Annotated in this window: 19 protein-coding genes and 1 tRNA gene; 5 read left to right on the forward strand and 15 right to left on the reverse strand. The window is 56.6% G+C overall.

Translation table 11 applies throughout. From position 1 onward, the window contains the following. Nucleotides 1–3 precede the first annotated feature (3 nt). The 9 genes from SIB38_RS00550 to SIB38_RS00590 form a co-directional block, all read right to left on the reverse strand. Nucleotides 4–771 carry an enoyl-CoA hydratase/isomerase family protein gene (locus SIB38_RS00550; protein WP_412551121.1) on the reverse strand — a complete coding sequence of 256 codons (768 nt, stop codon included), beginning with the start codon at nucleotides 769–771 and terminating at the stop codon, nucleotides 4–6. Then, nucleotides 768–2,339, reverse strand: a complete 1,572-nt coding sequence (locus SIB38_RS00555) for an acyl CoA:acetate/3-ketoacid CoA transferase (RefSeq protein WP_412551122.1) — start codon at nucleotides 2,337–2,339, stop codon at nucleotides 768–770. Before SIB38_RS00555 ends, SIB38_RS00550 begins: the two co-directional genes overlap by 4 nt. A gap of 114 nt (nucleotides 2,340–2,453) precedes the next feature. Continuing rightward, nucleotides 2,454–2,840: a VOC family protein gene (locus SIB38_RS00560; RefSeq protein ID WP_412551123.1), complete on the reverse strand. Its 387-nt coding sequence runs from the start codon at nucleotides 2,838–2,840 to the stop codon at nucleotides 2,454–2,456. Nucleotides 2,841–3,629: 789 nt separating this feature from the next. Continuing rightward, nucleotides 3,630–4,289, reverse strand: coding sequence for a class II aldolase/adducin family protein (locus SIB38_RS00565; RefSeq protein WP_412551124.1), 660 nt, complete (start codon nucleotides 4,287–4,289; stop codon nucleotides 3,630–3,632). Between the two features lie 11 nt (nucleotides 4,290–4,300). Continuing rightward, a complete protein-coding gene (locus SIB38_RS00570) occupies nucleotides 4,301–5,437 on the reverse strand; it encodes a Tm-1-like ATP-binding domain-containing protein (RefSeq protein ID WP_412551125.1) in 1,137 nt (378 codons plus the stop codon). Nucleotides 5,438–5,441: 4 nt separating this feature from the next. Then, on the reverse strand, nucleotides 5,442–6,377 hold the full coding sequence (locus tag SIB38_RS00575) for a carbohydrate ABC transporter permease (protein WP_321830408.1): 936 nt from the start codon (nucleotides 6,375–6,377) through the stop codon (nucleotides 5,442–5,444). After that, nucleotides 6,377–7,288, reverse strand: coding sequence for a carbohydrate ABC transporter permease (locus SIB38_RS00580; protein ID WP_412551126.1), 912 nt, complete (start codon nucleotides 7,286–7,288; stop codon nucleotides 6,377–6,379). The genes SIB38_RS00575 and SIB38_RS00580 overlap by 1 nt, the downstream gene beginning before the upstream one ends. Before the next feature lie 90 nt (nucleotides 7,289–7,378). Beyond that, nucleotides 7,379–8,698, reverse strand: coding sequence for an extracellular solute-binding protein (locus tag SIB38_RS00585; protein ID WP_412551127.1), 1,320 nt, complete (start codon nucleotides 8,696–8,698; stop codon nucleotides 7,379–7,381). 30 nt (nucleotides 8,699–8,728) lie between these two features. Continuing rightward, nucleotides 8,729–9,817, reverse strand: coding sequence for an ABC transporter ATP-binding protein (locus tag SIB38_RS00590; RefSeq protein ID WP_412551128.1), 1,089 nt, complete (start codon nucleotides 9,815–9,817; stop codon nucleotides 8,729–8,731). 117 nt (nucleotides 9,818–9,934) lie between these two features. Between SIB38_RS00590 and SIB38_RS00595 the strand changes: the two genes are divergently transcribed. From SIB38_RS00595 to SIB38_RS00615, 5 genes are all read left to right on the forward strand, one after another. Continuing rightward, nucleotides 9,935–10,579 carry a GntR family transcriptional regulator gene (locus SIB38_RS00595; RefSeq protein WP_412551129.1) on the forward strand — a complete coding sequence of 215 codons (645 nt, stop codon included), beginning with the start codon at nucleotides 9,935–9,937 and terminating at the stop codon, nucleotides 10,577–10,579. Between the two features lie 85 nt (nucleotides 10,580–10,664). Continuing rightward, complete coding sequence (locus SIB38_RS00600) at nucleotides 10,665–11,597, forward strand: N-acyl homoserine lactonase family protein (protein WP_412551130.1); 933 nt, start codon at nucleotides 10,665–10,667, stop codon at nucleotides 11,595–11,597. A gap of 5 nt (nucleotides 11,598–11,602) precedes the next feature. Continuing rightward, nucleotides 11,603–12,439, forward strand: a complete 837-nt coding sequence (locus SIB38_RS00605; RefSeq protein ID WP_412551131.1) for a TIGR01459 family HAD-type hydrolase — start codon at nucleotides 11,603–11,605, stop codon at nucleotides 12,437–12,439. After that, on the forward strand, nucleotides 12,436–13,407 hold the full coding sequence (locus SIB38_RS00610; protein WP_412551132.1) for a class II aldolase/adducin family protein: 972 nt from the start codon (nucleotides 12,436–12,438) through the stop codon (nucleotides 13,405–13,407). The genes SIB38_RS00605 and SIB38_RS00610 overlap by 4 nt, the downstream gene beginning before the upstream one ends. After that, nucleotides 13,407–14,663, forward strand: coding sequence for an FGGY-family carbohydrate kinase (locus SIB38_RS00615; protein WP_412551133.1), 1,257 nt, complete (start codon nucleotides 13,407–13,409; stop codon nucleotides 14,661–14,663). Before SIB38_RS00610 ends, SIB38_RS00615 begins: the two co-directional genes overlap by 1 nt. Nucleotides 14,664–15,247: 584 nt before the next feature. On the opposite strand, the gene SIB38_RS00620 is transcribed toward SIB38_RS00615, so the two are convergent. The 6 genes from SIB38_RS00620 to SIB38_RS00645 all read right to left on the reverse strand — a co-directional run bounded on the left by SIB38_RS00620 (nucleotide 15,248) and on the right by SIB38_RS00645 (nucleotide 20,100). Further along, nucleotides 15,248–16,861 carry a tyrosine-type recombinase/integrase gene (locus SIB38_RS00620; RefSeq protein ID WP_412551134.1) on the reverse strand — a complete coding sequence of 538 codons (1,614 nt, stop codon included), beginning with the start codon at nucleotides 16,859–16,861 and terminating at the stop codon, nucleotides 15,248–15,250. Beyond that, nucleotides 16,858–17,268 (reverse strand): helix-turn-helix transcriptional regulator, encoded by a 411-nt coding sequence (locus SIB38_RS00625; protein WP_412551135.1) that lies wholly within the window; start codon nucleotides 17,266–17,268, stop codon nucleotides 16,858–16,860. Before SIB38_RS00625 ends, SIB38_RS00620 begins: the two co-directional genes overlap by 4 nt. A gap of 57 nt (nucleotides 17,269–17,325) precedes the next feature. Then, nucleotides 17,326–17,529, reverse strand: coding sequence for a helix-turn-helix transcriptional regulator (locus SIB38_RS00630; protein ID WP_412551136.1), 204 nt, complete (start codon nucleotides 17,527–17,529; stop codon nucleotides 17,326–17,328). Between the two features lie 118 nt (nucleotides 17,530–17,647). After that, nucleotides 17,648–18,664: a hypothetical protein gene (locus SIB38_RS00635; protein WP_412551137.1), complete on the reverse strand. Its 1,017-nt coding sequence runs from the start codon at nucleotides 18,662–18,664 to the stop codon at nucleotides 17,648–17,650. After that, on the reverse strand, nucleotides 18,657–19,886 hold the full coding sequence (locus SIB38_RS00640) for a tyrosine-type recombinase/integrase (RefSeq protein ID WP_412551138.1): 1,230 nt from the start codon (nucleotides 19,884–19,886) through the stop codon (nucleotides 18,657–18,659). The genes SIB38_RS00635 and SIB38_RS00640 overlap by 8 nt, the downstream gene beginning before the upstream one ends. 139 nt (nucleotides 19,887–20,025) lie before the next feature. Then, a tRNA-Phe gene (locus SIB38_RS00645) sits at nucleotides 20,026–20,100 on the reverse strand. Nucleotides 20,101–20,169: the final 69 nt, after the last annotated feature.

Below are 20,169 nucleotides of genomic sequence, written 5' to 3' on the forward strand. Positions count from 1 at the left end.
CTTCTATTGCCCTGTAAATTTGGGGGAACGTTTGTTGAGAAAGGCGTCAACGCCCTCTGCCCGATCTGCGCTGCCCCCCGCTGCAGCGGACCCAAGCGCCTCAATCGCGGCGCCACGGTCTTCGCCTATGCCGGCATGGATCATCGCCTTGGTGATCTCGTTCGCACGGGGGGAGACATCGGCCAGATCAGCGGCGATTTGATGGGCGGCACGCAAGGCGTCCTCCGCTACCTCAGCGACGAAACCGCAGGCTGCCGCACGCTCCGCCGTTATCCGTCGGCCAAACAGCGCCATTTCTTTGACCACAGGTTCAGGCACCAGGCGCATAAGTCGTTGCGTGCCCGACCAACCCGGGACGATACCGACCTTTGCTTCGGGCAAGGCCAATGTGGCGCGGGGCGTCATCACCCGGATGTCACAGGCCGCAGCCAGCTCTAACCCACCACCAAAGGCATGACCGTTCAACGCAGCAATCGTCGGCTTGGACAGCCGGGCCAAGCGGTCAAAAATCCGGTGCCCGTCGCGCACCCAGCCACGGGCAAATTCGGCCGGCGACAGCGCCCCCCATTCGGCGATATCAGCACCACAGCAGAACGCCTTTTCACCTGCGCCCGTCACGATGACTGCGCGTGCGGTGGTGTTGTGGTCGATCTCGGCCAGATGCCCGTCCAATGCATCCAGCATCGATATGGTCAAAGCGTTTAATTTAGCCACGTTCGACAGGGTCAGCACCGCAATTGCACCATCATATGACAATGTGACCTCGCTCATAGCGTCAGCCCCATCGGCGCATCCGCGAGCAGCGCTTTCGGCATCACCTTGGCATTCTCGGCCACTTGCACCCTGCCTTGCGACGGGCCGATGATATGCGCCTGCGGGTCGATGCCCGGCATAATCTCGGTCGCGACTAACCCGTTGCGTGTCAGCTCGATTACGCAACGCTCGGTCACGTAGATGACATTCTGCCCCTGCTCCCGCGCGCGCTTGCCCGAGAAGGTGACATGCTCGACCTCGTCCACCATCTTGGTGAACTTGCCCGGCGCTTCGATATTGATGCCGCTGTCGGTCAGGCCGATTTTGGCACCGGCCTCGAACCAGCCGGAAAAGACGATGGTCTTGGCTTTGGCCGTGATGTCCACGAAACCACCGCAGCCGGCAGTCAGATAGGGCTTTTTGCCCAGTTTGGAGACGTTGACGTTGCCTTCGACATCGACCTCAAGAAATGACAGGAACGACATGTCAAAACCGGCACCTTGGAAGTAGATGAACTGCTGAGGTGATGGGACATATGCATCCGCGTTCGAGGCACAGCCAAAGGCGAAACCGGTCAGGGGCACCCCACCAACAGCACCTTGTTCAATCGCCCATGTAACGGCGTCCGGGTGGCCCTCTTCCAGCAAGACACGCGGCACCATCGCACTGATGCCGAACCCCAGATTGGCGGTCATTCCGCGCTTTAGCTCCATTGCTGCGCGACGGGCGATCACCTTCTCAACGCCATGTTCTGCAAGGGAAAAGCTGCTCCAAGGGCGCATGATCTCGCCTGAAATCGCTGGATCATATTGCGTTTGCGTTGTTTGCTTCTGATCCGGGTCAATTACGACAAAATCCACAAGGTGCCCCGGGACCCGCACATCATGTGGCCGAAGCGATCCATTGGCCGTCACACGCTTGACCTGCGCGATAACCAGCCCGCCATTGGTGCGCGCCGCGATCGCCTGCTCAAGCCCACCCAGATAGGCCCCCTCGTGTTCATAGGTTAGATTGCCACGATCATCCGCCGTCGTGGCTCGGATGATCGCCACATCGGGGGCGATATTGGGAAAGTGCAGCCATGTCTTGCCACCGAATTCGGCGCGTTCGACAATCGGTGCGTCAGCGCCCTTGTCATTCATCGCGCAGCCCTGCCGGATTGGGTCGACAAAGGTGTCGAGCCCCACTTCGGTCAGGACACCGGGACGCTTGGCTGCTGCCTCGCGATGCATGTCAAACATGATGCCTGACGGGACGTTGTAGGCCGCGACCCTGTCCTCAACGATCATCTTCCAGATTGCAGGCATTGGGGCGCTGGACGGTCCGGATGGGTATGACCCGGCAAGAACGCGCGACAAAAGCCCATCCTTCGCGATATGGTCCATCCCTTTCACGCCATAGACGTCACCCGCAGCGATGGGGTGAAGCGATGTGATGCCCTGCGGATGCCCGGTGTCGTCGAACCGTGTGCCAATCGCAGCCAGAACTGCGTCGGGGCACCCCAGGGTCGAGGAAGAGGAAACGGTCACAACTGCACCGTCGGCAATCTGAGCAACAGCGTCTGAAACCGATACGACTTTGGTCATATTTCCCCCCTTAGCTCCAAAGATTTTTGGAACGTTCCACTTCTAGTTATTGGAACGTTCCAAATTTGGCAACGAAAAAGTTAAGAAATGGGTATAGTAGTTATATTTCAATAACTAAGGGTGCTCGTAAAGCTCCAATCGGAGCCCGTCAGGATCTTTGAAGAACGTAAAACGGGCATGCGTGTAGGGATCGATTCGAACCGGCTCCACCTCCACGCCCTCGCTCTCGAGCTCCAGAATTGCCGCATCGATATCATCCACCCGAAACGCGATATGGCGCAAGCCGCAGGCCTCGGGGCGACTTGGCCGCGCAGGAGGATTCGGGAAACTGACCAGTTCGAGTTGGCCCCCATCCGCCAATGCCATATCCAGCTTCCAAGAACCACGGTCTTCCCTGTAGTTTTCCGCCAGAATCTGGAGCCCCAGAACATTACAGTAAAAGGCTTTGGAGGCTTCGTAGTCCCGCACAATCAAGGCTGCATGATGAAATTTCAATTGCATGGGCTTCCTCAGGTCGTTGCGGATGAGATTGCAAACTCACCCATTCAAAGCAATAACCTCAACCTCCTAACTGAGCGACACCAGGAGAATGTCCGTTTCAGAAGTGCCTATTGCGATCACAGAGAAGCTCTGCATGGCGCGGCGGGTTTGTCCCGCATAGGAGATTTGTGATCACGCTACTCCGAAAGACTGGTTACGGCTCGAGCCAAATCGACGCCCTTGAATGGCTGCATCGGTGACCTACGCTGCATCGCAACAATAAGCGCTCCGCACGTGCGAGCAAATGCTGCGTTAGCAAAGTGCGAAAACGCAAAGTCGGGCTTGTCCCGCATTGGAACCATTCGGCATCTGACTTTGCAATGTCAGCTTCCTGCGCATCGCTGCCATTGGTGGCTCACGCAGCATCCGGCACTGCTGCGGTTTAATATTGAACGGCAGCTCTCGGGGATTCGACCTTAGAGCTTTGCGTCTGCAGCAGAGAACGTTCTGAGCCTCATGTGAATGTCCTGAAAGGGCTGGCACCAGCAGTTGATAACCTTGGTTTGCGCGCAGTTTCGCTGAGGACACGCTGCCGCAGTGCCGCATGGCGGCTTAGAGCCCACACCGGACTTGCCAGAATTGCGCCTCAAAAAAGGTGGAAGAATTTTCGTATAGGCACGAAATTTCAGCCTGCAGCGCGGCGGCAAACTCGGTCATTTGTGCATGGCGCAGCGAAGTGGTTGATCGCAACAAGGTGCGACGCCTTGTGCACTAGAAATGAGATTCCAAAGTTCTCTTTTTAGCCAATCTCTATCCATTCGCCGCAGCAGAGCGGGCGTCGGCTGCTGTACCATACTGCGGAAGATCGGCGGTCGACTTGCCATGGGCCGCCATCACAGTATCGCGGACAAAGGCGATGTGAGCTGTCTCTTCGATTATCTCGGCCAGATATTGCGCTTTCATCAGGGATGCCCCCACACCAATGGTGCCATGATTGGCAAGAACAGCGGCAACCACTTTGGGGTCTTTGAAGACCGGGCTGATTTCAACCTCGGTCTGGGGGCCACCTGCATCAGACAGAGGGATAAGCGGCATGCGGCCGATTTTCTCAATTGTCTGGACCGTCAGGCAGGGGATCTCGATCCCGGCGCTGGCGTATCCGGTGGCCCATGGGCTGTGGCAGTGCACGACGGCATTGATATCGGGTCGGATGCGATAGAGATCCAGGTGAAAGCCCAGATCCTTGGAGGGTTTATAATCCGAGGGTTCGATTGTGCCGTCCAGATGCACGACCTGAAGATTGTCCCGCGTGCATTCGTTAAAGCCGATACCGGAGGGTTTGATGACAATCGCGCCGGCGCTGTCGAGCCGCACCGAAAGATTACCACCGGCGTTGGTTTGAAGCCGCAAGTCAAAGCAGCGTCTGGCGGTCGCAATCAGGGCGTCTTTTTTTTCAATGAGATCGTGCATGAGGTGTCCTTTTACGCTGATAGCGCGTCAAGCGTTACAAGTATGTCTTTGGTGATCTGAGGATCGAACAGGTGCGCATCCACAGTGTTGAGCTGGATTTTTGGGGAGAGCTTTTCTCGCAGCGTGTCACGGCAAACGGCGCGAAGCGCGGGATCTTCTATTGCGCCACCCGGCCGATCATGATGCGAAAAGCCACCCATGGGTATGATGACGGCGCAAGGGCCCTTCAGGGTGTTCAGGCTTTCTGCCAGCTTTGTCGCGACATGGGCCATCTCTGTGTCGGACATCTTCACATGGGTGAAAAAACCGGAATGGGCGTAGTGGGGCCTTTCCAGATAATGCTTGGCCAGCAGAGATTTTTCACCCAGCCCGATGAAGTTCAGCGCGCCGGGCAGGACGATCCGGGGCCGGTCGCCTCCGGCGCTGAACCTGTCGGGCATATCAACATGGGCGCCGTCAACATGGATGCGGGTCAACTCGTGCGGTGTCAGATCAATGATCGCGTCAAACGCGTTCTCCTTTGCAAAACGCGCAAACGCGGCCCCGCCATAGCCGTTGGAGTGAAAAACGCTGCTTTCCTGTCCGCGCCGGGCGAGTGCACTGACCAATGGCGCCACAGCGCCATCGGTGGCGCCAAGAGCAGTGATGCCGACTGAAGGCACCGCGCTATCATCGCCACCGGAGAGGTCATTGCGGCACAGCCCCGCAGCCATCAATGCCGCGTTATCCAAGACCCTGCGTAAAATGGCGTTCAGGCCAGCGATATCTGCCAGAGTGGGGATGAGGAAGATTGAGCTATCGGCCAAAGTCGCCCTTGGATCAAAGGGCAGCGTGGTCACGAGCATCTTGGGGTAGGTGATCGGCAGAGCGCGCAACACGCGCAGCGCGATTTCACCACCGGTTCCGCCGCCAATCCCGACGACCAATTCGGCATCGCCCGCAACAGCCTCGACTGCGTCAATCGTTGCCCTGGCCGCTGCCTCTTTCATGGCGGCAACCTTGGCATCGCCGTCAAGAATACGGCCCCCGCTGTGCAGCGAAATGTCGATGGCTCGCGCGGCAACGCCAATTTCAGACAGTCGTGTGATCAGATAGGTCGTCTCTTCCGCCTTGGTTGCCAATGTGGCCAGTACAATGACCTTTGCCATGGTCTCACCCCTTTACTGCACCCGCGGTCATGCCGGTGATAATTTGCCTGCTTGCAAAGAGGGTAAAGATGATCGGGGGGATGGCCAACAGCATGCCGGTTGCCATGATAACACCCCATTCGACGTTGAACTCGCTCATGTTGTTGACGATCAGGATCGGCACGGTTTTGGTATTTCGATCACTGAGGGCGGAAGCCAGAAGATATTCGTTCCAGGCTATACGGAAGGTGAAGATGGCTGCCGCCGCGAGGCCCGGTTTGATCAGCGGCAACACAACTTTGAAAAACACCTGAAACGGGCCCGCGCCATCCACACGAGCGGCTTCTTCCAGGCTGCGGGGAACCTGCACGATGAAGCTTTGCAGGATCCAGATGACGAAAGGCAGGTTCATGGCCACGTAAATTATGATGATACCGGAATGTGTACCAGCAAGGCACACGTCGCCCCGCCCGCCGAACGCGTCTCTGATGGCGCCGCCGATCAGCCCGTTCTTGTCCAGGCAGAACTCATTGTTCCACAAGCCGAAAACCGGGACCAAAAGTACGGCAGGCGGCACCATGCGCACCATGAGCGTTGTCACGGAAACTGTGTCACGCCCCATAAAGCGGAACCGCACAAGCGCATAGGCCGACATGGCCCCGATCACCAGTGTCAGCACCGTTGAGATGAGCGCGATGATCAGAGAGTTGATGAAGGCGCCGCCAAACTTGAGCGAACAGAATTCGAGATGATCCGGTTCGTACCACAACACATCGCACAGCGCTGTTTCGTAGTTCTGGATCGTGGGCAGGAACAGCAGGCCAGACGTGCCCGAGATGATGTCGACATCCAGTTTGAACGAGTTGACAAACATCAGCACGACAGGGCCAACAGACATGAACACTAACAGACCGATGACTGCGTAAAAAGCCGGGTTCTGTTTTTCGTAAGACTGATCCATCAGGAATCCTCCTCGGCGGCCATGCGCACCTTGGCGGCGCGCGCCTCCTGCCAGCGATTGAAGGCAAACATGCCGACCGTCAGCAACATCAGGAGGATCAGCAGGTAATTTGACATGGCGGCTGCCACGCCCAGTTCCCGGAATTCAGTAGCGGTGCGTGAAATGCGCAGAGCCAGAATTTCCGTCGACAGGCCCGGGCCGCCTTCGGTCAGTACAAGGATCACTTCAAGAACCTTGAAGGCGTCGATCAGGCGCAGCAGGGCCGTGACAATCAGGACCGGCATCATCAAAGGCAGCTTAATATGGACGATTTGCTGCCAACCGGTCGCGCCGTCAATGCGGGCAGCCTCCAGCGCTGAGCGGGGCAGAGATTGTAATGCTGCCAGTGACAAAATGAAAATGAAAGGTGTCCATTGCCATATATCAGCAATGATAACGCTGGTCAGAGCGTGGCTGCCCAACCAATCCACATCGGGCAGTCCCAGAGTTTCCAGGACACGGTTAAAAGTGCCCACGGACGGGTGATACATATAGCGCCACATGAGACCAACCACGACGGGTGCGATCATCATGGGCAGAATGAACATGGTACGCAGCAGGGACATGCCGCGAATATTCCGGTCGAGCAGCAAGGCAAGACCAACGCCCAGCACCATCTCGATTGATACACAGAAGAAGGCAAAACGCAGGGTCACACCCAGGCTTTCGCGGAAACTGGGATCATGCCACAGCGTGATGTAGTTCTTCAGGCCTACAAATTCGGCTTCGCCGATGGTCTGACTGGGATCCCATGCCCGGAAGGACCCCCAAATCATGTACCCCAGCGGGTAAATCAGAGCGATTGCCATGATGATCACGGCAGGAGCCATGAACAAATAGGGTGAGAGCCGGTTGACACGTGAGGTAAACATGATTGGGACGTTTGCCTTGCAGTTTGACCAGTAGGGTACAGGACAGGGGAAGGTGAAAAGCGGGGTTTCCCCGCTTTTCAGATTGGTGACTTACTGCCAGGTGTAGTAGCCGGCTTCTTCCATGACAGCTTTGGTCCGTTCGGCCACGCCATCCAGCGCTTCTTGGATGTCCAGATCCTCGGTCAGCACTTTGGAGAGGGTCGTGCCCAGATCGGCATTGACCTTGCCCCAGACGGGAATGATCGGACGCCAGTCGGGATCAGCATGTTTCAGCGCTTCGCCAAAGGTCGACATATGCGGGAACTTGGCATTTACGTCGGCGTCATCGTGGGTCGAGAACCGCGATGGGTTACCACCGGCTAACGCGACCAGCTTGTCGCCTTTCTTGGAGGTCAGCCACTGCATCAGCAGGAAGGCGGCCTCTTTGTTTTCCGCATTCGCGGGGATACCGATGCCAAAACCACCGGTCTGGCTGCCGCGGCGCACACCCATCGGGTGCATGGCCCAACCGACTTTGCCCACAACCTGAGACTTGTTCGGGTTGTCGATCTGACCGGCAACCACGGTGGTGTCCAGGAACATCGCTGTGTCGCCGTTCAGGAAGGCACCTAGCGCTTCGCCAAATCCAAAGTTCTTTGCGCCCTCAGGGCCGCAATCAACAATGGTTTTCAACGCTTGTGCAGCCTTTACGCCGGCGTCGTTGTTGACGATGGGGTTCCAGTTGTCGTCAAAGACGCGCCCACCCAGCGGGGCCAGGTGCAACAGGAACGCATGGCTGGCGTGATGGCCAGATGCGGCCCGGCTTGAAAGACCACCCATGCCCGGCTCAAGCTCGGGAATTTTGCAGGCGATTTCCAGCATCTCGTCATAAGTTTCCGGCACTTCCAGGCCGTGCTTTTCAAAGATGTCTTTGCGGTAACCCAGAATGGATGTTTCGGAACCATAGGGGATGCCGAACAACGAACCGGTCTTACCTTCCAGATAGCCTTTGTTGCCGCCAGCGAAACCGATGTTATAAACATAGCCGTCGATCAGGTCGTCCGCATCGTAGGCGGGATCGGCCAGTTTGGGATTCATATAATACTTGGCCAGGTTTTCCAGCTGATCAGCATAGACATAATCCGCCTTTGAAAACACGACATATGCAATCAGGTCGTATTCACCTTCGTCCTGCCCAAGTTCCAGCGTCTGGCGCTCGCGCATCTTGAGGTAGGGGAGCTGATCGACCTCGACCTCGATCCCGGTTTCTTTGGTAAACTCCGGCAGGATCTTCATCACCGCATCATAATGCGGGTGCGCCGGGAAGTTCACGATCAGCGTCGTGCCCTCGTATTCGGCATATGGGTTGGCCAATGCCGTCCCTGCCATCAAGGCTGTGGCCATAGCGGCGGCCTTAAACTGTTTAAGCATTATTGCTTCCTCCCTTTCGATTGACAGGCGTCACAAAGCCCTTTCACTCTCTTTGTCGAACAGGTGAATGCGGGGTGCATTCACTTCGAACTGCAGGGTCTCTCCGAGCGCCATTGGCGTTTCGGAATTCATTTCGACCGTGACACTTTGTTGGCCGCAGGTGCACATCAGGACGGATTGCGCACCGATATATTCGGAGACCATGACATTCAGTGTCAGAGCCGCATCAGCCGAAGCATCGGGTGCAAAGCTCAGATCCGACGGACGAATACCCAGAATAATGTCCCGTCCGGAATGCACACGTGCCGTCGCTGCCCGTTCATCGGCAAGGCGCAGCGAAAACCCGTCGCCAGTGACAAACATACCACCGCCTTTTTCTTCGATGGCGCCTTCCAGAAAGTTCATCGGCGGCATGCCAAGGAAGCCCGCAACGAACTTGTTGGCTGGTCGCTTGAACAGCTCTTCCGGGGTGCCTTGCTGCTGAATATAGCCGCCATGCATGACGACGATCCTGTCGGCAAGCGTCATGGCTTCGATCTGGTCATGGGTGACGTAGATCATGTTCTTTTCGACGCGCTGGCTCATCAATGCCAGTTCGGCGCGCATTTGTCCGCGAAGTTTGGCATCCAGATTGGAAAGCGGTTCGTCGAACAGGAAGATGCCTGAGTCCTTGGCCAGCGCCCGCGCCATGGCCACGCGCTGTCTTTGCCCGCCGGATAGTGCGCCGGGCTTCCGGTCGAGAAAATCCGTCAGGCCGACCATGTCAGCCACTTCGCGCACTTTGGCGTTGATTTCAGTCGTTGGGCGCTTTTGAAGGCGCAGAGCGAAGGAAATGTTCTGCGCCACGTTCATATGCGGATAGAGGGCATAATCCTGAAACACCATCGCAAGGTCACGATCCTTGGGTTCCAGGTGTTTCACCGGCTTGCCGTCCATGAAGATCTCTCCGTCCGAGACATCTTCCAACCCGGCGATCATGCGCAGCGTTGTGGACTTACCGCAACCGGACGGACCGACCAGAACCGTGAATTCGTTGTCGGCCATCTCAAGGTCAATTCCGTGCAACACTTTGACGGAGCCATAGCGTTTAACCATGCTTTGCAGGCGAATTTCCGGCATCGAATCTCTTCCTCCAATTCGCTTTCACTATTTTGTATACAAACAAAAAAGTAAATATGCAAAATTGCATTATACATCATCTCGTACTAAAATGAGACCCTGAAAGGGGTGAAAGTAATGGCAAAAACCGCGAGAATGTCGACGAGCAGAAGGATTGAGGTTGCCCTAACCGAGGAAATTGCGGCAGGCGAACTTGCGCCGGGAACTCGGCTGGATGAGGTGCGCCTTGCGGCGCGGTTCGACGCTTCACGTACGCCGGTGCGCGAGGCGTTGGGGCGCCTTGCTGCTCAGGGCATCCTGATACAGGGGGAAAAGCGGGGGGTCTTTGTTGCTGAATATAGTCGCGAAGAGCTCGCCCAGATATTTGAGGCCATGCACGAAATAGAGGCTGCCTGCGCGCGAATGGCCGCTCAACGCCTTAGTTTGTTATCCAGAACCGAGATTGAGACAGCACAGGCGGATTGCGTCTCTGCTGCTGAGAAGGGGGATAGGGCGGACTATTTGCGCGCCAACGAAGCCTTCCATCAAGCGATCTATCGGGCGACTGGAAATCCGTATTTTGCCGAGATCGCATCCGAGTTCAGGCAGCGGACCGGCCCCTTCAGGGCCAAGAAATTCGCGACAAAAGAAGATCTGATCGTTTCGGCGCAAAATCACGAGGCGCTGATCAATGACATCTTTAGTGAAGATTCAGGAGTCGCCTCAAATAGTATGCGAACTCACATGGAGACCAGTTTTTTGCAGGTCCTGAAGGTGAATTAATCGGCTTTTTGCGATTGCCCCTTGTCAATGTGTTCATTTTGATATTTTTGTATACATAAAGGAATCGCATCCGAGAGGTATCGCCATGGGCATCGCAGAAACCAAGATTTACCCGATCAACACCGGCTGGCTTGAGGCCGATTTGGGAACGTATATTTTCTGGAAAGGCCCGGCCGGAAAGAAATATTGGAACCCGGTTTATTGTCATTACGTGGACACAGGCGAACACAAAATCCTGATCGACACGGGCCTGCCCGATGAGGAGCGCGCAACCAAGTACCACCACAAATGTGACAAACGTGGTTGTCTTCAGGTGCATGAGCATCTGGAGCAGAAGCTTGGCGTTCACCCCGACGAAATCGACGCGATTGTCTTTACGCATCTGCACTGGGACCACGTGCAGAACATGAAGAAGTTCAAAAACGCCCGCTACATCGCCCCCAAGGCTGAAATCGAAATGGCTTACAACCCGCTGCCGCTTTATTATCGCACTTACGAGGCGAATATCGGCGTTGAGCAGGCCTATGCGGGCTGTGTCTTCGAGGCGGTCGAGGATGAATGCGAAGTGCTGCCCGGCATCACCATGTTCCATACTCCGGGGCATTCGGTTGGTCACATGGCGGTATCTGTTGCAACAAGCGCCGGTGACATATGCGTTGTTGGCGATGCGATTTTTGTTGAGCGGAACCTTGAACCCAACCCGGGCGAACAGTGGCGCTATTGGGTGCCTGCGCGCTTTGTGAACAGCTATAAGGGTTGGAAATCGGTCGAAGAGATCGACAAGCGCGCGGATTACGTGCTGCCCTGCCATGACGAACAGGCTAACGCCCGCTCGGACGTTTTCCCATATGAAGGCATGCCTATTCGCAAGCGACGCCAGACAATTCCCGGCTTCCAGTTCTATTTCGGCGACATGCCCGACGGAACAATCGGAACGGCAGCGCCGGCGATGAAAAAGGAAGACGTCGAAAGCTATCTGGCGAGCCTGAAAGATCCCAAGGATATGGCCGAGTACTGAGTGCGATGACCAGGGTTATCGACACCCTTCTTGATGTCGCGTCAGACTATGATGCCATAGTCTTTGATCAATGGGGGGTGCTGCACAATGGCAGCACGCCCTATTCCGGTGCCGTCGACTGCCTGCGGACGTTGCATCGGAAAGGGCACAGGATGGCTGTCCTGTCCAATTCGGGCAAGCGGTCAAACCCCAATGCGGGCCGTATCCAAGCGATGGGTTTTGACGCCGGACTGTTCGAGTATGTCATGACCAGCGGCGAAGCCCTGTGGACCGAGATCGCGGCGGGCCAAATTCGCGAAACGGTGTTTTTTGCGGTGGAGCGCAGCGTCGGAGACGCGACAAGCTGGGCACAGGGCCTTGATATTTCGCTCTGCGATAACATTGACGGGGCCGACGCCATCTTGTTGATGGGGCTTCCGGACGGGTCTCAAATTGAAGCCTGGAAGGGTATTCTTGATACCGCACTGTCTAAGGATTTGCCGGTGTTTTGCACAAACCCGGATCGCAGTAGCCCGAGAGCCGACGGTCTTGTTCTCTCGCCAGGGGCGCTGGCCTTTGCTTACAAGGACATGGGCGGTCGCGTTCGATTTTATGGCAAGCCACATTTGCCCGTCTTCGAAACCTTGCAGGACGTGTTGGGCAGCAAGCAGCTCTTGATGGTCGGAGACAGCCTTGAGCACGACATCGCAGGGGCTCAATCAGCGGGCTGGGACAGCCTTTTGATCGAGGGCGGCCTTTACGCCGATGCCTTTGAGACCGGGGATGCCGAAACGACTCTTGCTGTATTGGTTGCGGAAAAGAAAACGCGCGCGCCAACTTTTCGAATGAGACAAATCAGATGACCAGACCCGAAATGCTCACATCCGCTTTCCGCAAACTGTCAGCGTCGCTTGGACAGAACCCTTTGCGCGTCCAGGGGCCGGGAGGAAACACATCCATCAAGGACGCTGAGGTTATGTGGATCAAGGCGTCGGGTACCGAACTCGCCGATGCAGAACGCACAAGCATTTTCGTAGCTGTTGATCGCGCCGCTGCCGTGGCAGAGGCCCGCGAAGAAGCCGGGGATGGCAGCTGCAAATCGACCATCCTTGACCCGACGCTTAATCTCCGTCCGTCGATTGAGACGACCTTTCATGCCGCGCTGGATTGGGCCGTCGTCGTTCACACACATTCGGTTGCGACGATCACGCATGCGATCAGCCCAGAAGGGCGCCGGATTGCAAAAGAAAAGCTGCAAGGCCTTCCTGTTGTAATGGTGCCCTATGCGAAACCGGGTTTGCCTTTGACACGTGAAATTCTGGCGCGGGTTCAGCCCGACACACAGGCTGTCATTCTGCAGAACCATGGGCTGATCTGTTGCGGTGACACCGTAGAGCAGGTTCAGGCGCTTATCGAAGACGTGGAAAGCCGTCTTGATTTACCCGCGAACGTTTCTTTTTCAGAAAAACCAAACGAAACCGCTCCGGAAGGTTTTGGCTGGTCCGAACAGGGTTGGTTGGCCACCAACACGCGCGCGGCCGAACTGGCGTTGACGGGAACATACTACCCGGACCATGTTGTCTTTCTTGGCCCTGCCTTGCCGACAGAGGATAATGAGACCTCGCCAGCAGCGGTTCTGAGGCCCGGACAGGGTGTCTTGATCCGGGATGGTGCAACATCCTCGCAAAAGGCGATGCTGCGGTGTCTTAAGGACGTTTTAGCGCGGTTGCCAGAGGATTGGACGGTTGATCCAATTGGTGCAGAGGCCGAAGCCGAGTTGCTCAATTGGGATGCCGAGAAATACCGTCAGGCCCTGGCAGCGCGTTCCTGATGCTGGCGCTTGGGATCGATATCGGGACGTCAGGTGTTCGTACCGCCGTCGTGGAGGGGGAACGGCTTGTTTCCATGGCCCGTTCAGAGCATCCCCCGCAGGATCCGGCAAAGATCGACGCAATGGGCTGGTGGCAAGCGGTCGAGCAATGCCTGTCCCGGCAGATGTCGGCACTGAAAGAACTCGGGATCGATCCGTCCGCTATCAGCGGTGTGGCAGTAGATGGCACGTCCGGTACTATGGTGTTGACAGATCGGGATCTGACACCCGTCAGCCCGGGGCTGATGTATAATTCCGGCGGGTTTGATACTGAGGCAAATCAGATCGCCGCTCTGGTGGATGGTCCACATATCACCTTGGGAAGCAATTCGGCGCTGGCTCGTGCCATGCGACTGGTTGCTCTGTCAGAGCGTTCCCCCGCTCACCTGCTGCACCAGGCGGATTTCATTGCGGCGAAGATCATGGGGCAGGGTGGGCAGTCTGACTTTAACAACGCGCTTAAGACTAGCTTTGATCCCAAAACGGAAAGCTGGCCTGCGTGGATCGATCAGGTGATCGATCCGGGATTGCTTCCGCGGGTTAACAATCCGGGCTCTCCGATGGGGCCGATTGCACAAGAGGTTTCCGAAAAATTCGGGTTGTCCGCGGATCTGATGGTCCATGCCGGCACCACAGACAGTATCGCTGCTTTTCTTGCTTGCGCACCAATGGAAGAGGGCGTCGCCGTCACCTCGCTTGGCTCAACGCTCGCGATCAAACTCTTGAGCGCAAAGCGGATAGATGACCCGGGTGTCGGGCTTTATTCACATCGTTTGGGTGATTTATGGCTGGTTGGAGGGGCTTCGAACACTGGCGGTGCAGTGCTGAAGCAACATTTCACCGACGAGCAGCTGCGAACACTGAGCAATCTGATCGACCCACACAGCCCGACAGGGCTGGATTACTATCCTCTTGCAGGGCCGGGTGAGCGATTTCCGATCAATGATCCGAACCTGCCGCCGAGGTTGCATCCACGCCCAGAAGATCAGGTAACATTCCTTCAGGCGATGCTGGAAGGAATGGCCGCAATTGAAGCGCGCTGCTACGAAGAGATATCAACCAGAGGCGGTTCAGCGCCAACCCGTATTTACACGGCAGGTGGCGGGGCAAAGAACGCCAAATGGACCGCGATCCGCGCCCTAAGTCTTGGTCAAACACCGGTGACTTCCAAGAGCGACGAAGCTTCGATCGGGGTAGCCAAACTGGCACGAAACTAACCGATTCGAAGTCCACAATTGATCTGATGGCTTGTTCAATGGGCGCTGCGGACCCAAGCTTCAGTTCTTTGCTTTTCAATCAATTTAATTGATTGATCAAAAAAGTGTGACCCTACGTCCAACGACAGCTTCAAAGCAATGTGTTGCATCGAGGTATAAGTCTGACACGGTTTCTACTTTAGCTAACGCTGTGTGTGAAAAAGGCGAATTCGTCCCGCGTCTCGATGGTCCGCATGGGTTGCCGCGAAAGTGCCGTGTTGGTTCGAGGCAGATCTCAAGCCACGAACGATTGCTTCGGTGCCATTTGCTGCATCGCAACGAAAGACCTGCTGCGCGCGAATGGTTGCTGCGTTAGCAAAGGTCAGAAAACGAATGACGGCAATTTCCGCTCAGCGGACCTTAAGGCCGCATGGAAAGAAAGTCAGCAATCCGCCCAAAACTGCGTCTGCGCGCTTGCAATCAGTCAGCAGGGAGGCAACCCGACTTGGGTTGGAGGCGGCCTCCTTGTTTAGGATGAACCATCAAAAAAGCAGGATCGCTTCCCGAAGGCCAGGCGTGTGACCGTTGGCTCCTCGAAACGGCCCCTATTCCAGCACGTCCTCCCCATCGCGCGCGGCGGCACGTCTGTCAGCCAGCCGTTTGGCGTAGTTGTAGTCTTTGGAACCGCGTTCGAAGCGGCTTTCGTAATAGTCGAGAACCATTGACTGCTCCTTGGCGGTAAACTGGGTGCCCGCACAAAGCCCTTCGATCGTTCTGCGGCGTTGCTCGTCCGTCATTTTCGCATAGTAGGTTTCTTTAACTTGAGGCCTCGCATGCCCAAGGTTGAGAGAGAAGGCTCTTTCTTCTTTCCGTGAGCTTGTCAGTTCGTTTCCCAGGTAGACCAGTGTGTCGCGCGCAGAGTGCGGCGTGCAGCAGCGATCAATCAGGGCCGTGGCGGCCTTGAAGGCTTTGCCGACCGCGGCGGAGGATTGCATGGGGGGCACCGGGGCGGCGCCGGGTGCGCGCTGGGTCAGATCATCCAAGCTGGGGAAGACTGCGTCATCTTCGGTATACCCCAGGGCCCCAAGTTCGGTCAGCCAATCACCGAGGACCTGCTGGAAGGCTTCCGTGCGAGGGAAGAAGAAACTGCGAAAGCTCTTGCCGTTCTTTGCCCGCATTTCGGTGGCGTCTTGGAGCATTTCCTTCTTCTGCATGTCGATGTGCTTTAGGCGAAGCGTGGTGAGGGCCGCTGCGCGCAATCCGCAGATATAGGCGCAAGCAATGATGGCCCGGTCCCGACGTTCTGCGATCGTGCTGCCGGGGATCTTCGCCAACATCTCTTCTGCTTCTTCGATCGTGAGATAGTCCCTGTCTTCACGCGGCAGTGTTTTTGCGCGTACCGCTTTGGGCAGCTCAAGATTGAGCAAGATGTTCTGACTGAGGCGCTTATAGCCATCCTGTATGCGAAGCCACTCGAAGAACTGACGCACCTGAGACGCGTGATGGCGGATGGTGGAGTTGCTCAATCCACCATCCACTTTAGGGGTTTGACCCAGCTTGACCAAGTGGTCGCGGAAGGCGGCCGCGTCCGTCGGCGTCACCTTGTCGAAAGTTTTGCCGCCTAGATGAGCCTCTAACATACGGATGCTGCGCAGGTGGGCCCGGACGGTCACGGTTTCGAAGCGCCCAGCATAGGCTTGCCACTTATGCACGATCCGGTCATTCGCCAGATAACAAACCGCGCCGCGAGATGTGGGAAGATTCCCGGTACCAGTTTGGGAGTCCCCATTACTTTCGTCTATCAAGGCAAGGCTGATACCTAACATGACACATTTTTTGAGGCTGTCGTATTCTGTCACTTTCAGTAACTTCGACACCTTAGCGTCGCAGGTTGAGCAAATAGCTTGCGCCATGGGGACGCCTACTGAGGTTGTGCTGAACGTGACGGAATGCGGGGCTGGATAGCCCGCGCTGTCGCAGCTCAAACAGTTGAACTCACCTTGTTTCAGCTTCGCCCGCTGCTTGCGTTTCTGGCCACTGTGATAGCGTTGCAGCTCTGCGCCACGAAAGACGTAGGGAACCTGTTCATCCGATTTTTGAAGCCCCGACTTGATCCAGTCAGTCACGGCGTTGCGCCGGACGTCATAGATCACGCACAGCTCCTCGACCGAGAAGACCTGATCCTGGCAAAGCTTTATCTTGTAGTGCGCCCGGGTCATTTCTCGGTCTCCGAACGATAGATCTCCTGAAGAGGTTGCGGCAGCGTAACCGTGAGTGCCTTCTCAAACGCAAGCAGGCTCGATAAACGCCAACGCGTGCTGTTTGGCGGCAATTTGACGGGGGCGGGCAGATAGCCCTGGTTGACGCGTTTCCACACTGTTTGGCGGGCAATGCCGAAGCGTTCAGCGACCTCTGTGTCTTTCAGATAGCGCTCGCCGTCACCGAGGTTGTCGGCGTTCTGGCCCTCAAGTGCCGCAAGCTGTTGCGGGGTCAGATCTGGAGGGTCAGTTTTCGGCTGCTTCTGATCACTGGCCGGTCGGCCAGTAAAGGCAACCGGTGTCTCAACGCCAACAGGGGCATCCGCGAACAGATCCCCCTGTGCCGAGTTATCACTGTGTTTAGCCATTGGCGCCTCCCTTGAGGCGCGTGCCGCTCTGGCGCAGGGAAGGGGGGAGCAACAGGTTCATTCCGCGCCCTCCCTCAGGAGCGCGCGAATGTCACCCACACGCCAGGCTGTGGTGCGCGGGCCAAGGCGCACCGGCTGGGGGAAACGTCCGGCGCGGACGCCAGCCCACCAGGTCGAACGAGATACCGGTACCGGGCCTTTGGGATGCAGGATCTGCTTTTCGCGCAGCAGCGCGTCATCGGGAAGGTCGTCGAAGTGCATGGTAATCCATCCATGTGTGTTACAGATGGTCCAAGGCTGACGAAGCCCGATTATGTGCAGGGTGGATCCACTTAGTCCGATCGTGGATCCACGATGCGATTCATGTTTTTAAGGGGTTTCAGCTATCCCAACAGTCGCTGTCGACATGCTGTTCACTGGCCTCCTTGAGAAGTCTGCGAACCGTTTGCGGATCCAAGCTGCAGCCGAGTTCGGCGGATTTGTCGGCGATCTGCTTTGGTACATCGGATCTATTTTGACGCGGGTCGTAACTGTGGCCGTCGACGGCACAGGCAATGAGGGCTTTCTGCAGGGTTGCGATCCGGAGTGTACTTGCCGATTTTTGGGTTCGACTGTCTCCCTCTCTGGAAGCGGCCTCCAGTTTTTGCTGCAACTCCTTGAGCCGCTCATCTCTTTCCCCGAGCTGCTGTTGTAGGTCTGCGTTCTCGGCAGACATTTCCGCTAATTTGACGGTCTCCGACTGCCGAGAGCTTTGATCAACCAGGCCAGCTGCACGGTGCCAGGCTGGAGACACGTAATAACCCCTCTTTTTTAGCCAGAGCAGGTAGTCCTTAACAGGGGACTTTTCGCAGATCTCCCCGATTTCCATCGCTCGCTTTAATATTCGGAACCTGTCTTCGCGCTCACAGATTGTTTCGCCGGTCTCCGGTGCCTCTCCGCGCCAGCCATCTGTGGTGAACGGATCAAAGTTCAACGACAAATCGATTGCTTCCCGCGCGGTCCAATAAGGCTTGCGAGTCCAATTCCCGATGAGCTTTCGTTCCTGCTGAAGGTATTGTTCGGAGAGCATTTCGCTCCGGTGATGGGCAAAGTGCTGCCCGTCATATCCGATTGGCCCTTCTGGAGTGATGGCCAGCCACCAGTCTGTATGAAAGGGAATGTTGTTTCGCTCCGCCCACCAAAGCCAGTCAGTCGGAGTGCCAAACCGATCACCAGACCGTTGCGCACGTGCCAGTAACGTTTCGTGACACTGTAGTGTGTCCGAAGCACCATCGGCGTCAGGTGAGGTGCCCAGCGCGAGCAGGAGGGCTTCTTCCAAAGCCCAATGGCTCTGGTGAATCCAGGCCTCTATGAATTGCTCGGTTGGTCGCGCTGGCATCTGTTGGCTATCAGTCATGTTCCGGCCTTTTGGTTTTTAAAATATCCAGATGGTCTGCCCACCACTGCGCCAACTCAACCCGTTCGCTCCAATGCTCGCCACGTGCGTAAGCGCGGCGGATTTCATTTTTCTCGACATGGGCAAGAGCGCGTTCGATCGCGTCTGGATGCCAGCGGCCGGATTCATTGGCCAGCGTGGAAAACATCGCCCGGAACCCATGCGCCGTCATCTCGTCCTTGCCATAGCCCATGCGGCGCAGGGCGGCGTTCAGGGTATTGTCGCTCATGCAGCGCTTTGATGAGCGCACCGATGGAAAGAGCAACTTGCCCCAGCCGGTCAAATCGCGCAGCTGCTTCAGGCATTGAAGCGCCTGACGCGATAGCGGCACCGCATGCGGGCGCCGCATCTTGGCGCGATGAGCCGGGACCGTCCATATGGCCTTGGCCTCGTCGACCTCTTCCCACTCGGCCATGCGCAACTCTCCGGGGCGCAGAGCGGTCAGCGACAGCAGCTGCAAAGCCAGGCGTGTTGAGGTTTGACCGGAAAAGCCATCAATGACTCGCAACAGGGCACCAACTTGCGCCGGATCGGTGATCGCCGCCCGATGCTGCACTTGTGGTCGGATCAAGGCGTCCTTCAAACCATAGGTCGGATCATTGTCGGCCAGGCCCAGCGCGATGGCATAGCGGAAGACCGCCCCAGCGGCCGAGCGCATTCGAATTGCACTTTCGTGATTTCCTTTGTTTTCGATCTTCTTCAGGGGAACCAAAACATCTCGTGCTGTGATTTGGGAGATGGGCATGTGACCGATATCTGCGCCGAGCAGGCGGTGGAACCATTCGGTTTTGGTAAGTGTAGCTTCTGCCCGGCCTTCTATGCGCTTTTTTGCGAGCAGTTCTGCGGCAATCTTGGTGAAGGTCTCGGTTTGCTCGGCTGCCGCCTTGGCTTTCTGATCTTTGCGTACGCTCGAGGGATCTTCGTCCTTTGCGATCAAACTACGGGCCTCATCCCGTTTTTGTCGCGCATCGGCCAAAGTCACTTCCGGGTATTTGCCCAGCGCCAGCAGCTTCTCTTTCCGCAGCCAGCGGTACTTAAAACGCCAAAGCTTCGACCCATTTGGCTTGATCAGCAGATAGAGACCGTCGAAGTCGGCTTGCTTGTAGGGCTTCTCCTTGGGCTTAAGAGCCCGAATCCTTGCATCGCTCAAGACCGGCATGGGGGTACCTTCCAGATGTCTCATGACACGTACCCCAGATCGGTACCCCACTTTGGGGTAGATAGTGGCGCACGTGGCAGGACATCACCGGACAAACCCACAGCGAAAAGCCTGCGAATACAGGCTACTATCAGTCAAAATTGGATGCAACTGAATGATGAAGTGGTGCCCGGGGGCGGAATCGAACCACCGACACGAGGATTTTCAATCCACTGCTCTACCCCTGAGCTACCCGGGCACGGGAAGGCGTCTCGCCTTGGGTGCAGGCCTTCTATGTCAGCCAATCGGGGCTGTCCAGAGGAAAAAG

The organism is Shimia sp. MIT910701 (assembly GCF_047126315.1).
GTDB lineage: Bacteria > Pseudomonadota > Alphaproteobacteria > Rhodobacterales > Rhodobacteraceae > Shimia.

Excerpts from the sequence above, each read along its gene's own strand:
- SIB38_RS00570 (WP_412551125.1), bottom strand. The coding sequence starts at position 5,437 with ATGGCAAAGGTCATTGTACTGGCCACATTGGCAACCAAGGCGGAAGAG.
- SIB38_RS00580 (WP_412551126.1), bottom strand. The coding sequence starts at position 7,288 with ATGTTTACCTCACGTGTCAACCGGCTCTCACCCTATTTGTTCATGGCT.
- SIB38_RS00600 (WP_412551130.1), top strand. The coding sequence starts at position 10,665 with ATGGGCATCGCAGAAACCAAGATTTACCCGATCAACACCGGCTGGCTT.
- SIB38_RS00565 (WP_412551124.1), bottom strand. The coding sequence starts at position 4,289 with ATGCACGATCTCATTGAAAAAAAAGACGCCCTGATTGCGACCGCCAGA.
- SIB38_RS00640 (WP_412551138.1), bottom strand. The coding sequence starts at position 19,886 with ATGAGACATCTGGAAGGTACCCCCATGCCGGTCTTGAGCGATGCAAGG.
- SIB38_RS00625 (WP_412551135.1), bottom strand. The coding sequence starts at position 17,268 with ATGGCTAAACACAGTGATAACTCGGCACAGGGGGATCTGTTCGCGGAT.
- SIB38_RS00595 (WP_412551129.1), top strand. The coding sequence starts at position 9,935 with ATGGCAAAAACCGCGAGAATGTCGACGAGCAGAAGGATTGAGGTTGCC.
- SIB38_RS00550 (WP_412551121.1), bottom strand. The coding sequence starts at position 771 with ATGAGCGAGGTCACATTGTCATATGATGGTGCAATTGCGGTGCTGACC.
- SIB38_RS00620 (WP_412551134.1), bottom strand. The coding sequence starts at position 16,861 with ATGACCCGGGCGCACTACAAGATAAAGCTTTGCCAGGATCAGGTCTTC.
- SIB38_RS00610 (WP_412551132.1), top strand. The coding sequence starts at position 12,436 with ATGACCAGACCCGAAATGCTCACATCCGCTTTCCGCAAACTGTCAGCG.
- SIB38_RS00630 (WP_412551136.1), bottom strand. The coding sequence starts at position 17,529 with ATGCACTTCGACGACCTTCCCGATGACGCGCTGCTGCGCGAAAAGCAG.
- SIB38_RS00575 (WP_321830408.1), bottom strand. The coding sequence starts at position 6,377 with ATGGATCAGTCTTACGAAAAACAGAACCCGGCTTTTTACGCAGTCATC.
- SIB38_RS00615 (WP_412551133.1), top strand. The coding sequence starts at position 13,407 with ATGCTGGCGCTTGGGATCGATATCGGGACGTCAGGTGTTCGTACCGCC.
- SIB38_RS00590 (WP_412551128.1), bottom strand. The coding sequence starts at position 9,817 with ATGCCGGAAATTCGCCTGCAAAGCATGGTTAAACGCTATGGCTCCGTC.
- SIB38_RS00635 (WP_412551137.1), bottom strand. The coding sequence starts at position 18,664 with ATGACTGATAGCCAACAGATGCCAGCGCGACCAACCGAGCAATTCATA.
- SIB38_RS00585 (WP_412551127.1), bottom strand. The coding sequence starts at position 8,698 with ATGCTTAAACAGTTTAAGGCCGCCGCTATGGCCACAGCCTTGATGGCA.
- SIB38_RS00555 (WP_412551122.1), bottom strand. The coding sequence starts at position 2,339 with ATGACCAAAGTCGTATCGGTTTCAGACGCTGTTGCTCAGATTGCCGAC.
- SIB38_RS00560 (WP_412551123.1), bottom strand. The coding sequence starts at position 2,840 with ATGCAATTGAAATTTCATCATGCAGCCTTGATTGTGCGGGACTACGAA.
- SIB38_RS00605 (WP_412551131.1), top strand. The coding sequence starts at position 11,603 with ATGACCAGGGTTATCGACACCCTTCTTGATGTCGCGTCAGACTATGAT.